Consider the following 354-nt stretch of genomic DNA (forward strand, 5'->3'; position numbering starts at 1 on the left):
TGATGGTTTTGGAGCTGACATTATTGCACCAGTAGTCAGCTTGAATGATCTAATTACTAATGACCAAACACCTGCACTGACAGGAACGGTCGATGACCCAACAGCTACGGTAGTTGTAACTGTTGATGGTAATAACTACATTGCAACCAATAATGGTGATGGCACATGGACTTTGGTGGATAATACTTTGCCAAGTCTAACGGAAGCGACCTATCCAATCACTGTGACTGCGACTGATATAGCAGGCAATGAGGGCACAGATACGGGTAGTTTAATCATTAACTTGACTACACCAATCCTGACGATTACCGAAGCAGCCGATGGTTACGTCAATGCCGATGAACTGTCGGATGG

At 44.6% G+C, this 354-nt stretch carries 1 pseudogene; it reads left to right on the forward strand.

The features are described from left to right. Positions 1 to 13: 13 nt before the first annotated feature. A pseudogene (locus AC6CHI_RS16140) lies at positions 14 to 354 on the forward strand (Ig-like domain-containing protein); the annotation flags it as partial.

The organism is Acinetobacter sp. GQ146 (genome assembly GCF_059758585.1).